Below are 14185 nucleotides of genomic sequence, written 5' to 3'. Positions count from 1 at the left end.
ATTCTTTCAATATGAGTCCCTAGAGGTAATTTCTATCTCTGGGGTAAAATACGCGTTATTAACCGCCAAAGTTTTCCACAAGTCCTTTCGAGCATCTAAGAAAAAGGTACTTTTTAAGTGAAAAAATCAGCATACAAAATCGATGTTAATAAAAAAATATTGACATTAAAATTTGTAGTAAAAACGCCTATTATTTGTTGTAAGTATTTGATTTATAGTAATTTAATCTTTTTTTGTTTTTTTAATTTTATAGCTCAAAAAAAATCATCATCTTCGTTGTAAGAGAAAGTTTTTAACAGCTTTTTTGTCAATCATTGGTTTTCAAGTTATTAACAATTTACGAATGGAAAAAACGTGTACAAGTGTATGGAATAGCTGTCTTCAAGTCATAAAAGACAACATTCCTGCGCAAAGTTTCAAAACATGGTTTGAGCCTGTGAAGGCCATACGTCTTGAAGAAAACGTTTTGACTATTCAGGTGCCGAGTTTGTTTTTCTACGAATGGTTAGAAGAGCATTATGTGGGCATCCTTCGCAAAACAGTTAAAAAGTTCTTAGGTGAACAAGGTCGTTTGGAATACAATATCGTCGTAGAAAAATCTTCGACCAGTATCCCATTCACCACCAACATACCGTCTAACGGAAATGGGGCAGAGGGAAAGAATCAATCGATCCCTGTACCTGTTGCGCTCAATAAAAACATTAAGAATCCTTTCGTGATTCCAGGCTTGAAAAAGTTGCAGGTAGATCCGCAGCTTAATCAAAATTATACCTTCGATAACTTCATCGAAGGAGAATGTAATCGTTTGGCGCGATCAGCAGGTTTTGCGGTGGCGAATAAACCAGGCGGAACTTCCTTTAATCCATTAATGGTATATGGCGATGTGGGTCTAGGTAAAACACACCTCGTGCAAGCTATTGGAAACGAAATCAAAAAAAATCTTCCAGATAAGTTGGTTATCTACGTTTCTTGTGAAAAGTTCTGTCAGCAATTTGTGGATTCATTGAAAAACAATACAATCAATGATTTCGTAAACTTTTACCAAGCGATGGACGTGATCGTCATGGATGATGTGCATAACTTCGCCGGAAAAGAAAAAACACAGGATATTTTCTTCCATATCTTCAATCACCTACACCAATCGGGTAAGCAGATTATCTTGACATCAGATAAACCACCAAAAGATTTATCCGGACTAGAGGAACGCTTGCTAAGTCGTTTCAAATGGGGACTTTCAGCTGATATTCAGGTGCCCGATCTAGAAACTAGAATGGCAATCTTGAAGAAGAAAATGTATTCAGACGGGATTGAATTGCCGGAGAATGTCGTTGAATTTGTGGCTAACCAGATCGATAACAGTGTACGTGAACTAGAGGGAGCCATGGTTTCTTTGCTAGCACAATCTACGCTCAATAAAAAAGAGATTGATCTGAACTTGGCGAAGTCCATGTTGAAAAACTTCGTGAAGAACACCAGCAAAGAGATCTCGATGGATTATATCCAGAAACTGGTTTGTGAGTACTTTGAAGTACCAGTTGAGATGGTGAAATCCAAAGTTCGAAAGCGTGAGATTGTACAGGCGCGTCAAATCTCCATGTATTTGGCCAAAAACCACACAAAATCCTCTCTAAAATCGATCGGTAACTTCTTTGGCGGTCGTGATCACTCCACGGTTATTTATGCTTGCCAAACGGTAGAAGATCTTATTGAAACCGACAAAAAATTCAAAACTTACGTGCAAGACATCCAGAAAAAGCTGAAAGCTTCTTAGTCTTACCGTACAAAATATTACAGGCGCCAAGTTGTTACTTAGGCGCCTTTTTATTTTAGATCGATTATTCTTATTTTGCGTCGAATTTCAATGCAAACGGTTGCATTGAGCACTGCTAATACCTTTTATTATGTTTAAAGAAACTCGAAACATATTGCTAATTGCGGGCTTAGGATTGTGTTTAACTACATCCTCCAGTTTAGCACAGGAAAAATTTCGATATAAAGATGCTCGGTTAAGCACAAGCGAGCGCACGGCCGATCTTTTAAGTCACATGACGCTAGAAGAGAAAGTAGGTCAATTGCTTTGTCCACTCGGCTGGGAAATGTATACCAAAGATGGTAATACCGTTACCTACTCAGAGAAATACAAGAATTTGCTGGATAAGCAGCATGTAGGTATGTTTTGGGCGGTATTTCGCGCTGATCCTTGGACGCAGAAAACTTTAGAAAATGGTCTTAGACCAGCCTTAGCTGCCGAAGCAGCCAATGCGATGCAGCGTTATGCCGTGGAAGAAACGCGTTTGGGAATTCCAATTTTCATTGCAGAAGAAGCACCACATGGTCATATGGCTATCGGAACGACGGTTTTCCCGACGGGAATTGGCATGGCCTCTACTTGGAATCCTACGTTGCAAGAGCAAGTTTCGGCAGTTTCTGCCAAAGAAGTTCGCTTGCAAGGCGGGCATATAGGTTACGGTCCGGTTTTAGATCTTTCGCGCGATCCACGTTGGTCACGTGTCGAAGAAACATATGGCGAAGATCCGGTTTTGAGCGGAACGATGGGTGCAGCAGCAGCAAAAGGAGCTGGCGCAGGCGATATAAAGAATCCAAACGCGGTAATTTCCACCATTAAGCATTTCATTGCTTACGGCATACCGGAAGGCGGTCACAATGGCAATAGTGCGATCATCGGACAGCGAGAATTGCATGAAAGTTTTCTGCCACCATTTTTCAAAACGGTAGAAGCGGGCGCTTTATCGGTGATGACCGCTTATAACTCCATTGATGGTATTCCTTGTACGGCAGATGGTTATTTACTTACCGACGTGTTGCGTAAGGATTGGGGATTTGATGGCTTTGTAGTTTCTGATTTAGGAAGTATTGATGGTGTGTATTCTAGTCATCGCGTAGCATCTTCTTTGCAAGAGGCAGGCACGATGTCTTTGGAGGCTGGTGTAGATGTAGATTTGGGTGCACGCCCATTCGCAGAGCTTATCGAAGCGGTTAAAGCTGGAAAAATTGATATCGCGAAGATCGATAGTGCAGCATCTCGTGTATTGTGCCTGAAGTTTGATATGGGTTTATTTGAAAATCCATATCGTGATGCAAAAGCAGCAGGACGCGAAGTACGAAGCAAAGAAAACGTAGCCGTCGCTCGCAAAGCAGCACAGGAATCAATTGTCTTGCTCGAAAATAAAAACAACGTATTGCCATTATCTGCCAAAAAAGTAAAAAAGATTGCGGTGATCGGTCCAAATGCGGATACACATTATAATCAATTAGGCGATTATACCGCACCACAAGAACGTGCAGCGATCCGTACGGTATTAGATGGTATCAAAACGAAATTGCCTGCAGCAAACGTGATCTACGCAAAAGGTACAGCTATTCGCGATACGGCACAATCTGATATTGCGGCAGCAGTAGAAGCGGCAATGCAAGCCGACGTGGCGGTTGTTGTCGTTGGTGGATCTAGTGCGCGTGATTTCGAAACAAAATATATCGAAACCGGAGCGGCAGTAGCCGATGCCAAATCGCTCAGTGATATGGAAAGTGGTGAAGGTTTTGACCGCTCTACGTTGGATTTATTAGGCGATCAGATTAAGTTACTAGAAGCGATTAAAAAAACAGGCAAACCAATGATCGTGGTGTACATTCAGGGAAGACCACTCAATATGAATTGGGCGCAGGAGAATGCGGATGCCTTATTGAATGCTTGGTATCCTGGTCAAGAAGGTGGAAATGCTATCGCCGATGTCATCTTTGGCGATTACAATCCAGCAGGCAGATTGCCGATTTCTGTGCCGCGTTCGGTTGGTCAATTACCCGTGTATTACAACAAGAAGGTACCTAAAGGACATGATTACGTGGAAACATTGGGTTCGCCCTTATACACGTTTGGATATGGAAAAAGCTTCACAGAGTTTGGTTACAGCGATTTGAAGATCACGCAACAGGCAGATGGCGGTATAGAAGTGAGTTTCCAAGTGAAAAATATAGGATCACGTGCTGGAGATGAAGTGGTACAGCTATATGTGCGCGATGAATTTGCTTCAACGGTACAACCTATCAAACAATTGAAGAAGTTTGATCGTATCCACTTAGCTGTTGGGAAATTCAAGCAAGTTGTTTTCCATTTACAACCAGAAGATTTATCGATAATCAATCCGAAGATGCAACGTATCATGGAAGCGGGAAGTTTCAACGTGATGGTAGGTGCTTCCGCAGATGATATCCGCCTAAATGAAAAGGTTGAGATCACAAAATCAGTACAGTTACCATTATACGGAAAAGTGAAATAAAGAGGCCGATATGTCACAATTAAAAAGCCCGAAATCAGATGATTCCGGGCTTTTTAATTGCTTGTGTATTAAGAGTGATTATGTTCTACGCTCTTGTCACCATCTTGTTTTCTGCCTTCACGTTTATCGCGATCAGGTCTGCGATTATTACGTTTAGACCACTCGCTGCGATTTTTCTGCATTTCAGCATACTTTTCTTTTTGATTCGCATCCAATAATGCTTCTATTTTACGGTCAGTTTGAGCTCTTAGCTCTTTTGCTTTATTGCGTGTTTCATCGTTCTTCGGATCAGCGTCTTTGTAAAGTGCTTGTGCATTCTTAGATTGATCTAGTACCAGTTTGTGGATAGATTCTTTCTGTGCAGCTGTCAGAGCCAATTTTTTATCTAGATGCTCCACCTTTGCTTTGGCGCGAGCTTCTGGATCTTTGTTGAAACCACTGCGTTCCGTTCTTTCACGATTACGAGTTTGTCCATCTTTGTTTGCCTCATTACCTGTTTGTGCTTGTGCTGCGTTTAGTCCTACTAATAACGCTACTGCAATCATTACCTTTTTCATAATATTTCTCCTTTTTTTAGTTTAAATAGAATTATTTCCTTTAACAAAGGTGGAGAATGTATTTCGGAGCGTATAAAAACAAACAGTTTTTAACTTCCTTTAAGGTTCATTTACACTATATCGGGCAAGAGTGTTAATTACATCTTCGCGAATCCGTTGTTCTTCATCAAAAGCGAAGGTAATCGGGATAAAATAAGTGGGTATTTTCGGTAAAAAATCTATTGATAATCGTTGTGCATCTTTCTCTGTAGTGACCAATGCCGTATCTCCTTTGGCTGCTAATGCTGCGTACGATGATTGAATTCGCTCGTAATCTGCTTTCGAGAATAGGTGATGGTCTGGTAAAGCGATGCTTTCCACATATTTGGCTTGCTGACGCACATAATCCAATAGGGGAGCTGGGTTTGCTATTCCGGTTACTAACAGCACCTGTTTATCGTGCAGATCCACCAATGAACTAATAGTTGTATTGCTTTGCCCAGAAAGGGCTTTAGGAGCGCCGTACGCGATCGAAGCAAAGTAGATGGGCGCAGAACTATGTTTGCGTAATTTCTGCATGATTTGAGTGCGCTGTTGTGCGCTCACATCATTTGGTATTTTGGTAATAACAATGATATGTGCTCTTTTTGCCTGCGGCAATAAATCTCTGAAATTCCCAGTGGGCAATGGAATAATTGGTCCGAGTAAAGAAGCATATTCAAACAGCAAGATATTGCAGCTGGCGGAAACTTTACGATGTTGGAAGGCATCGTCCAGCAAGATCAGATCGTGCTTGCCTAACAAGGTTTCCATCCCTGTACGACGGTCTTCACAAACTGCCACCGTAAGGTGCGGAAACTTTCGTTTAAACTGCAAAGGTTCATCGCCTGTCGCGACGGCGTCATCGTTTATCAGCACATAGCGAAAACCTGTTGTTTTGCGTCCGTAACCACGGCTTAGCGTGGCTATTTTGTACTCATCATCAAACCATCGGATCAAGCACTCTGTCATGGGCGTTTTTCCACTGCCGCCGACCGCAAGATTGCCAATCACAATACTGCGTACGGGATAACTTTTACTGCTCCAGATTCCTTTATCGTATAGCAGATTGCGCAACCAAACCGCAAGACCATACAAGAGCGAAATGGGTAAAAGTAGCCAACGCAGTAGGCGTATCATGGTTTTTGGGCAATTAATAAACCAATATCTGTGATTCCCATTAACTCATGATCTTCCATATGATGTTGAACCGAAAAGTGGTAAACACCGGTATCAGGAAAGAGGTATGTTTTAATAATCGGTTCTTTGATATGATACAAATTGCCGGCAGATTGACCGAGCCATCGCCCATCTTCTTTAGCCAAAGATAGCTCTATGTTATACGTGGTATCCTTGCCGGAAGCATGCTGCTGTTCTACAGAAAACACCAGATTGGTGTAAGGATAAAAATTGTTGTGCCGCACATTCACCGCGATCTGATACGGTTGTGAGACATCAACAATGTGCGCAGAAAACTGAGCAACAGAATCGCGATTCCAACGGTAATCGTCGATTCTGTTGTTTTTCTCGTATGCAATATGCGGATCGCAGGATGCGAACAATAACAGCCACACTAAGCTCAAAAGTATTAGGCTATGTGCTTTCAGCATGCTATTCCGCTTTGTTATCGTTGTTGTTATAATTCCTTCTATCGCGATTTCTGTTATTGTTATTGCGTCTTTTTGGACGTGGTTTTGCAGCACCTTCGGTTCCTTCACCAGCAGTTGCTTTTGGTCTAGGATTGTCCGTACGCGGAGCGTTGTCTGCCTTCGCTTGTGGCTGTCTTGGTGGTCGTGCTGGTCTATTTTCAGCCGATTTTTGCGCTGTTTCTCCGTTTGGATTTTTGCCAGCAGGTTTTTTCTTGCGGCGTTTCTTTTTGTTGCGGTCGTCCAATCGGGTTAAGCTATCCTGTCCTACTACGTTCTCGTAATCGTAGTTTATTGGCTTCGCTTTAGCTTCTTCTTCTGGCTCAATGTACAGCAATTCGGTTGGCTTTTGGCCGCCCTTGTTCATCTGCACGAATTCACGCACTTTATCGACGGTCAAAGGAATCCAGTTTTCTGCTTTCGGGTACGAAAACCACATGGTTTTCTTGAAAATATCGGTTTTCTGCAAGTACGCCATCCCGATCTCGGTATCAATACGATCGATATCGGTCGGGATATCCTTTAGGGCATCCATATAGCTATCCAACTCGTAGTTCAAACAACACTTCAACTTGCCACATTGACCGGCCAGTTTCAAGGTATTCAACGAAAGATTTTGATAGCGCGCTGCCGAAGTAGAAACCGTTTTGAAATCCGTTAACCACGTTGAACAGCACAATTCGCGTCCGCAAGATCCAATTCCGCCCAAGCGGCTCGCTTCTTGGCGCATACCGATTTGGCGCATTTCGATCCGAATACGGAACGACTCCGCCATACGCTTAATCAATTCCCGAAAATCGACTCGGCCTTCGGCCGTATAATAAAACGTCGCTTTGGTCTTATCGCCTTGATAATCTACATCAGAAATCTTCATCGACAAGCCAAGATCTAAGGCTAGCGTACGAGCGCGGTGCATGGTTTCCCACTCCAACTCTTTAGCAGCATTAAACTTTTCGATGTCTTTTTCTGTGGCTTTGCGGTATACTTTCTTGGCTACATCTTCCGCTTTCACGCGGTTTTTCTTGAGTTGTAAGCGAACCAATTCACCAGTGAGTGATACGTGGCCAATATCATAACCGCCCGTAGAAGGTTCTACGGCGACCATTTCGCCCATTTCCAAGTACAGGTTTTCCGTATTCACAAAAAACTCCTTTCTGGAGCCTTTAAAACGAACTTCTACTATGTCAAACGGTTTATAATTAGAAGGCAGATCCATGTCGGTCAGCCAATCGTAAACATCCAATTTATTGCATCCGCTGGTCATGCACGAGCCGTTGTTATTACAACCTGACGGTACAGTCCCCAGAGATTTGCTTCCGCAACCTCCGCCGGATGCGCAACTTCCACATCCCATATGTCTATATATATATTGAGTCCGCCTGTTGGCGGAACGTTTTGTATTTGAACAATAAAACTAACTGCAAAGATAAGTCTAAAAATAATATTTTAGCATTGGCATTACGCTCGACGGCGTAATGCGTTTTCTCCAGTAGATCTACCCCTGCGCTTAATTGTTCCAGTGTAAATATTTCACTAAATTTAGTAATAAATTCTAATTCTTTGTCTTGCAGGAAGATCAAACTTTCCAGTCCCTGCGATTTCAACACGATCTGTCGCATCATACCGATGGTGTACATCAGGAAGTTTTTCTGATTTTCCCTGCCTAATTTAGGGAAATCGATCTCCGACAATTGAATTAGCTTGAGCCCTGTGTCGGTCACCACCAAACGCAACCATTGTATCATCAGATCAAAGTACGCATTACTATCGCTCTGTAGCAACTCCATTGCAGATTGCAGATTGCCATCGGCCAAGAAAGAGATTTCTCCAGCCTTGAGTGGATCTACCCCCTTGTTTTCAATAAGGTATTGATTGATATCGGTATGGGTCAGCTTATGGATTTTTACCAACTGCGTCCGCGAAATAATGGTATTCAGGATACGATCTTGATTTTCCGCTACTAATAGAAACAAGGTTTTCTCAGGTGGTTCTTCAATCAGTTTCAATAAAGCATTTCCCTGTGCATCTAGATATTCTGGAAGCCACATAATCAGCACTTTATACTCTGATTCGAATGCTTTGAAACTGAGTTTCTTGATGATATCGTGTACTTCTGCAATGTTGATATTGGCCTGTTTGTTTTGTGCATCAAATTGCGCTCGCCACGCATTCATCCCCATATACGGGTTTTCTGACAAGGCCTGTCGCCAAGCTTCGATATAGTTAATGGCGACTTCACCAGCAGATTTGGCGAAGAAAGGATAGGAGAAGTGCAAATCCGGATGGATCAACTTTTCGTATTTGCGACAAGAGGCACAAACACCACAGCTATCCGCTTCCTGTTTGTCTTCGCAATTCACAAATTGCGCGTATGCGATGGCCAGCGGCAACGAGCCGGAACCCTCTGGTCCGAGAAATAGTTGGGCATGACTCACCCTATTATCCTGTACGGTGCGGATAAGATGTTGTTTAACGCTGTCGTGACCTATTATATTTTCAAAACGCATAGCCGATTCGTACAAAAGTAACGAAAAAACCTTGGAAGAAAGTTGGAATCTTTTTGTATTATTGCAGTATAAAATAGCCAACTACAAATGAGGTTTATCGTATCCACATCCACTTTATTGAAGCAATTGCAAGCCATTAGCGGAGCATCTAGCAGTAGCACCGTTTTGCCCATTTTGGAGAACTTTTTGTTTGAAATTAAGGACAATGAATTGACCATTTCTGCTACTGATTTGCAGACCAGTATGGTGACATCGTTGCAAATAGAAGCTAAAGAAGAAGGACGTGTGGCGATGCCATCCAAGATCCTGATCGAGACGTTGAAAACTCTTCCAGATCAGCCCGTTGCTTTCTCGGTGGATACCGCCACCATGGCAATCGAAATCAGTGCTGGTGATGGTAAATACAAATTGAGTGGCGAGAATGCGGACGATTTTCCGAAAATCCCAGTGGTAGATAATATTTCTACGGTAAATATCGCGGCTCCAATCCTAGCAGAAGCTATTAGCAAAACTATTTTTGCGGTAAGTAGCGATGAGCTTAGACCAGCGATGTCCGGCGTATATGTACAATTGGCAGAGCAGTCGATCACGTTTGTATCTACAGATGCACACAAATTGGTACGCTATCGTCGTACGGATATTGGTGCGGAAAAACCGACATCCTTAATTTTACCTAAAAAAGCCTTGAATCTGTTGAAGTCTTCCTTGCCTTCAGATGATATCAATGTTTCTATCGAATACAATAATACCAACGCATTCTTCCAATTTGGTCATGTGTCCTTGATCTGTCGATTGATTGACGAGCGTTACCCAGATTACGAAGCGGTAATTCCTCAAGTGAATCCCAATAAATTGACCGTAGAACGTGCTAGTTTCTTAAACTCGCTGCGTCGTGTTGTGATTTTCGCGAATAAAACCACGCATCAAGTACGGTTGAAAATTTCGGGTAGCGAATTGCACATTTCGGCAGAAGATTTGGATTTCTCCAACGAAGCACACGAGCGTTTGAGCTGCCAGTACGAGGGTGACGATATGGAAATCGGTTTCAATGCCCGTTTCTTGGTAGAGATGTTGAATAATTTAGGATCTGAAGAGGTGACTTTAGAAATGAGTACACCAAATCGTGCCGGATTATTATTCCCAGCCATCAAAGAAGACAGCGAAGATGTCTTGATGTTGGTGATGCCGGTCATGTTAAACAATAATTAGTCAGCACAGCTACGATGACGGATTTTTTATATGGAATCATCGATTTCATCTTACATATTGACGATCATCTGATACAGCTGATTGCTGATTACAAGTATTGGATCTATGCGATCCTCTTTCTTATTATTTTCGTAGAGACAGGTTTGGTCGTGATGCCATTCTTGCCGGGCGATTCTCTATTATTTGCCGTGGGCATGTTTGCAGCACAAGGGCAGCTGAACATTTACTTTTGCTTGGTATTGTTATTCGTTGCTGCGGTTTTAGGCGATGCCTGTAACTATCTCATCGGCAAATATGCCGGTGATCGGTTTGTTCGGTTAAGACTGTTCAACAAGCAGCTTGTTAAAGACGAATACATTGAAAAGACCAATCAATTTTACGAAAAACATGGTCCTCAGACCATCATTATCGCCCGTTTCGTTCCGATTGTAAGAACTTTTGCTCCTTTTGTGGCTGGCATTGGACATATGAATTATGGCCGCTTTTTCACGTTCAATGTCATCGGCGGCTTCGTTTGGGTATTTGGTATCACCCTAGTCGGGTATTTCTTGGGCAATATTCCAGTGGTGGCCGACAACTTTGAAAAAGTCGTCTTAGGCATTATCCTCGTTTCGGTATTGCCAATTATTTATGGCTTTATCAAGGAGTGGAATACATCGCGCAAAGCGCGTGCTGAAGGCTTATAGCTCGCACGTTTTTATGTATTTTTTCCGAAGAAATAGCTTCTTCTCGAGGTCGAGAGATTAGCAATTAATTTTCATATAGGTTTTCGTACCTTTGCGTATGATAAAATCCATGACCGGCTACGGTACAGGTTTGGCAGAAAACCAAACGGTAAAGTACACTGTAGAAATAAAATCCCTCAATTCGAAGTTTTTAGAGCTAAGCTTGCGTTTGCCTAAGCACGTATCTGATAAGGAATTGGCGCTCCGCGCCGAAAGCGGAAAGCTCATCGAGCGAGGAAAGGTCAATATCACGGTAACGGCAGAATATGCGGACCAAACTGCTACATCGTCGACCATCAATGAAAGGTTATTTAAAAAATATTACGCACAGCTGAAAGAGCTGGCTGATGCCGTAGGCGATGAGCAATCGCCATTGCTTCAATTGGCTTTGCAAATGCCCGAGGTCGTAGGATCCAATGAGACAGAAACCGATGAGGAAGAGGTCAAAGTTTTATTCGAAGCATTCCACCAAGCGATCGAAAAATTCAATCAATTCCGTCTGGATGAAGGAAATGTATTGAGTGCAGATCTACAAAAACGTGTGGCGGATATCATGGCATTCCAGAAGGAGGTAGAAGCGGTAGATGGCGATCGTATCCCGTTGATTCGCGAACGCATCGCGCAGTACATGGATACCGCCGTGGGAAAAGAAAATGTAGACATGAATCGTTTCGAGCAGGAATTGATTTATTACATCGATAAGTTAGACATCACCGAAGAAAAAGTGCGCTTGAGTAGCCACTGTGCGTATTTCCTAGAAGCGCTAAAAGCGCCTAATCCTAGTGGAAAGAAATTGGGATTTATCTCGCAAGAAATGGGTCGCGAGATCAATACCTTAGGCTCTAAAGCCAATAATGCGCATATCCAGCAGATCGTAGTGCGCATGAAAGAGGAGCTGGAAAAAATTAAGGAACAGTTATTAAACGTACTATAAGAGTAGCATGAGTGGCAAATTGATTATCTTTTCTGCACCATCTGGTGCAGGAAAAACAACTATAGTAAGACATCTATTAAACAAATACCCTAACGATCTGGCCTTCTCGATTTCGGCAAGTACGCGTGCTCCACGTGGGGAAGAGGTAGATGGAAAAGATTATTATTTTATTTCCAAAGACGATTTTTTACACAAGATTGCGCACCAAAACTTCATCGAGTTCGAAGAAGTATATTCAGGCACTTTTTATGGTACACTGCGTTCAGAAGTAGAACGCATTTGGGCCGAAGGAAAGCACGTGATCTTCGATATTGACGTGGTCGGCGGACTGCGCCTGAAATCTAAATTTCCAGATGAGGCTTTGGCTATTTTTGTGAATCCGCCATCGTTGGAGGTGTTGAAAGAGCGCTTAACAGGAAGAGGTACAGACAGTGAAGAAAAGTTGAAAGAGCGCTTTGCCAAAGCCGAGCATGAGCTTAGTTTTGCGGATAAGTTTGATGTGATCCTCAACAATTTCGAGCTAGAGGAAGCTTGTCAGCAAGCGGAGGATTTGGTCATTCCATTTATCAAATCTTAAACGGATATGAGTAAGCAGATTGGTTTGTTTTTTGGATCGTTTAACCCCATTCATGTGGGTCATTTGATCATTGCAAACCATATGGCTCACTATACTTCTTTGGATGAGGTTTGGTTTGTGGTATCGCCACAAAACCCTTTCAAAGAGAAAAAGAGCTTGGCCAATATGTACGATCGACTGGAGATGGTGAGTTTGGCCATCCAAAACAGCGATCGATTGCGAGCTTCGGATATAGAATTCAATTTGCCTCAGCCTTCGTATACGATTGATACGCTCGTTCACCTGAAAGAGCGCTACCCTGATTATGATTTTTCCCTGATTATGGGGGAAGATAATTTGGCTAGTTTCCAAAAATGGAAGAATGCCGATATTATTTTACGGGATTATAAGATTTTGGTGTATCCGAGGCCGGCTTATGATGCCGGTGAACTAGCAAATCATCCATCGGTTACGCGTACCGAAACGCCTCAGATGGAGTTATCCTCGACTGCGATTCGTAAAGCGATTCAAGCGCGCCAGAGCGTTCAATTTATGACGCCGGACGCGGTGATAGAGTTTATAGATAAGAAGGGCTTGTATAGTCGTTAAATTGCTTCTTTAGATGTGCTCGAGCCGCACAGGCTCTTACTTGTTATTCGTCTTTGTCAATCATTTTGGTACTCATGCTACTTCGTGGTTTCCGAAAAAATGTAAGCAAAAAACTCCTCGCTTCAAATTTTTGCAACAACGGATACCCATTCTAGCACTTCGCAAAAGTTAGCTTCGCTGAGCTCACAGGCTCGGTTTATGTGCGATATTTTGGTTAGACAATGGATAGTGCTTCCATTTTTTATAAAAATTTAGCAAAAGCCGCAAATCCCCAAAGTAAGCTAAGTACCTTACAGATACAGATACTTCATATAGATATTATACAATATCGCGCGTTCCTGTTCATTGAATGTGGTGTCGTTTGCATTTTGTGGAATATAATGTCGTTTAAACCCTTTGATCGCGGCATCTAGGTTTTTGATATCATATCCGATAATGCGTAGTGCCACATGCACATCGAAATCATGTGGTGCAGGCTGCAAATTGGCATCGTACCAGAAACCAAAACCCGCTTGCGCCAAACGATCCCATGGGAAATTGGCTGGATCAGGTTTTCTCGAAGGCGCAAAATCCATGTGACCAATAAAGTTCGCCTGCGGAATCTTATAGTTTTCTTTGAGTTTTGTTAATAGCTGAATTAAGGCAGATATTTGTGCTTCAGGCCACGGATCGGTTGTGCCATTATTGTCTAGTTCGATACCGATGGAAGAGGAGTTTAAATCGGTATCATTGCCCCACAAACCAGCTCCAGCATGGTGAGCTCGGAAATAATCATTGACCATTTGTACCACCTTACCATTTCTGCCCACCACATAATGGGCGCTTACTTGCGTGCGCTCTAGCTGAAATGTTCGGATGGTTTCGTTTACCGATTTTTGTGCCGTATGGTGAATCATTACGTAGTTAGGTTTGCGAGTACCAAAATTGACGGAAGCAACCCATTCTTTATCGATCACGGGTACTTTTTCCCATTGATTTTCTGCCGGTTGTGCCGTGATGGTCTTGGCAAATGCAGCCGCTTTCTGCTCATATACTTTTTCGGATGCTGCATATTTTCCTCCTTTGCAACCGCTCAACAATAAAGCAGCAGCCAGTAATACCAAACCTGTATTCTTCATCTCATCGGGAT

The 14185-nt window shown here is 42.6% G+C and carries 13 protein-coding genes; 7 read left to right on the top strand and 6 right to left on the bottom strand.

Annotated features, from left to right (window positions below):
• The first annotated feature begins 343 nt into the window (after nt 1–343).
• Both dnaA and DC487_RS07690 read left to right on the top strand, forming a co-directional pair.
• Nucleotides 344–1771 (top strand): chromosomal replication initiator protein DnaA, encoded by a 1428-nt coding sequence (gene dnaA / locus DC487_RS07695; protein WP_116775376.1) that lies wholly within the window; start codon nt 344–346, stop codon nt 1769–1771.
• Nucleotides 1772–1901: 130 nt separating this feature from the next.
• Nucleotides 1902–4295, top strand: a complete 2394-nt coding sequence (locus DC487_RS07690; protein ID WP_116775375.1) for a glycoside hydrolase family 3 N-terminal domain-containing protein — start codon at nt 1902–1904, stop codon at nt 4293–4295.
• Between the two features lie 68 nt (nt 4296–4363).
• Here the strand turns inward: DC487_RS07690 and DC487_RS07685 are convergent, their stop codons facing one another.
• The 5 genes from DC487_RS07685 to DC487_RS07665 all read right to left on the bottom strand — a co-directional run bounded on the left by DC487_RS07685 (nt 4364) and on the right by DC487_RS07665 (nt 9023).
• Nucleotides 4364–4852: a hypothetical protein gene (locus DC487_RS07685; RefSeq protein ID WP_116775374.1), complete on the bottom strand. Its 489-nt coding sequence runs from the start codon at nt 4850–4852 to the stop codon at nt 4364–4366.
• Nucleotides 4853–4951: 99 nt separating this feature from the next.
• Nucleotides 4952–6010: a tetraacyldisaccharide 4'-kinase gene (gene lpxK / locus DC487_RS07680; RefSeq protein WP_239016339.1), complete on the bottom strand. Its 1059-nt coding sequence runs from the start codon at nt 6008–6010 to the stop codon at nt 4952–4954.
• Nucleotides 6007–6480 carry a gliding motility lipoprotein GldH gene (locus DC487_RS07675; protein WP_116775373.1) on the bottom strand — a complete coding sequence of 158 codons (474 nt, stop codon included), beginning with the start codon at nt 6478–6480 and terminating at the stop codon, nt 6007–6009. Before DC487_RS07675 ends, lpxK begins: the two co-directional genes overlap by 4 nt.
• 1 nt (nt 6481) lies before the next feature.
• Nucleotides 6482–7870 (bottom strand): PSP1 domain-containing protein, encoded by a 1389-nt coding sequence (locus tag DC487_RS07670; RefSeq protein ID WP_207774338.1) that lies wholly within the window; start codon nt 7868–7870, stop codon nt 6482–6484.
• A 4-nt stretch (nt 7871–7874) separates the two neighbouring features.
• Nucleotides 7875–9023, bottom strand: coding sequence for a DNA polymerase III subunit (locus DC487_RS07665; protein ID WP_116775371.1), 1149 nt, complete (start codon nt 9021–9023; stop codon nt 7875–7877).
• An 87-nt stretch (nt 9024–9110) separates the two neighbouring features.
• Here DC487_RS07665 and dnaN point away from each other — a divergent pair, with 87 nt between their 5' ends.
• The 5 genes from dnaN to nadD all read left to right on the top strand — a co-directional run bounded on the left by dnaN (nt 9111) and on the right by nadD (nt 13056).
• Nucleotides 9111–10232, top strand: a complete 1122-nt coding sequence (gene dnaN, locus DC487_RS07660) for a DNA polymerase III subunit beta (protein ID WP_116775370.1) — start codon at nt 9111–9113, stop codon at nt 10230–10232.
• A gap of 14 nt (nt 10233–10246) precedes the next feature.
• Nucleotides 10247–10918, top strand: a complete 672-nt coding sequence (locus DC487_RS07655) for a DedA family protein (RefSeq protein ID WP_116775369.1) — start codon at nt 10247–10249, stop codon at nt 10916–10918.
• 97 nt (nt 10919–11015) lie between these two features.
• The gene (locus DC487_RS07650) at nt 11016–11891 is read left to right on the top strand and encodes a YicC/YloC family endoribonuclease (RefSeq protein WP_116775368.1); all 876 of its coding nucleotides are present in this window, start codon (nt 11016–11018) and stop codon (nt 11889–11891) included.
• A 7-nt stretch (nt 11892–11898) separates the two neighbouring features.
• Entirely contained in the window at nt 11899–12468 is a 570-nt protein-coding gene (gene gmk, locus DC487_RS07645) for a guanylate kinase (protein ID WP_116775367.1), read from the top strand.
• A 6-nt stretch (nt 12469–12474) separates the two neighbouring features.
• Nucleotides 12475–13056: a nicotinate (nicotinamide) nucleotide adenylyltransferase gene (gene nadD / locus DC487_RS07640; protein WP_116775366.1), complete on the top strand. Its 582-nt coding sequence runs from the start codon at nt 12475–12477 to the stop codon at nt 13054–13056.
• Between the two features lie 290 nt (nt 13057–13346).
• On the opposite strand, the gene DC487_RS07635 is transcribed toward nadD, so the two are convergent.
• Nucleotides 13347–14174 carry an N-acetylmuramoyl-L-alanine amidase gene (locus DC487_RS07635; protein ID WP_116775365.1) on the bottom strand — a complete coding sequence of 276 codons (828 nt, stop codon included), beginning with the start codon at nt 14172–14174 and terminating at the stop codon, nt 13347–13349.
• Nucleotides 14175–14185 lie beyond the last annotated feature (11 nt).

The organism is Sphingobacterium corticibacter, from assembly GCF_003076635.1.
In the GTDB taxonomy this organism is placed as follows: domain Bacteria; phylum Bacteroidota; class Bacteroidia; order Sphingobacteriales; family Sphingobacteriaceae; genus Sphingobacterium; species Sphingobacterium corticibacter.
Note: the sequence above shows the minus strand (reverse complement) of the source record. Positions and strands in the feature narration are given on the sequence as shown.

Excerpts from the sequence above, each read along its gene's own strand:
- dnaA (WP_116775376.1), top strand. The coding sequence starts at position 344 with ATGGAAAAAACGTGTACAAGTGTATGGAATAGCTGTCTTCAAGTCATA.
- DC487_RS07690 (WP_116775375.1), top strand. The coding sequence starts at position 1,902 with ATGTTTAAAGAAACTCGAAACATATTGCTAATTGCGGGCTTAGGATTG.
- DC487_RS07685 (WP_116775374.1), bottom strand. The coding sequence starts at position 4,852 with ATGAAAAAGGTAATGATTGCAGTAGCGTTATTAGTAGGACTAAACGCA.
- lpxK (WP_239016339.1), bottom strand. The coding sequence starts at position 6,010 with ATGATACGCCTACTGCGTTGGCTACTTTTACCCATTTCGCTCTTGTAT.
- DC487_RS07675 (WP_116775373.1), bottom strand. The coding sequence starts at position 6,480 with ATGCTGAAAGCACATAGCCTAATACTTTTGAGCTTAGTGTGGCTGTTA.
- DC487_RS07670 (WP_207774338.1), bottom strand. The coding sequence starts at position 7,870 with ATGGGATGTGGAAGTTGCGCATCCGGCGGAGGTTGCGGAAGCAAATCT.
- DC487_RS07665 (WP_116775371.1), bottom strand. The coding sequence starts at position 9,023 with ATGCGTTTTGAAAATATAATAGGTCACGACAGCGTTAAACAACATCTT.
- dnaN (WP_116775370.1), top strand. The coding sequence starts at position 9,111 with ATGAGGTTTATCGTATCCACATCCACTTTATTGAAGCAATTGCAAGCC.
- DC487_RS07655 (WP_116775369.1), top strand. The coding sequence starts at position 10,247 with ATGACGGATTTTTTATATGGAATCATCGATTTCATCTTACATATTGAC.
- DC487_RS07650 (WP_116775368.1), top strand. The coding sequence starts at position 11,016 with ATGATAAAATCCATGACCGGCTACGGTACAGGTTTGGCAGAAAACCAA.
- gmk (WP_116775367.1), top strand. The coding sequence starts at position 11,899 with ATGAGTGGCAAATTGATTATCTTTTCTGCACCATCTGGTGCAGGAAAA.
- nadD (WP_116775366.1), top strand. The coding sequence starts at position 12,475 with ATGAGTAAGCAGATTGGTTTGTTTTTTGGATCGTTTAACCCCATTCAT.
- DC487_RS07635 (WP_116775365.1), bottom strand. The coding sequence starts at position 14,174 with ATGAAGAATACAGGTTTGGTATTACTGGCTGCTGCTTTATTGTTGAGC.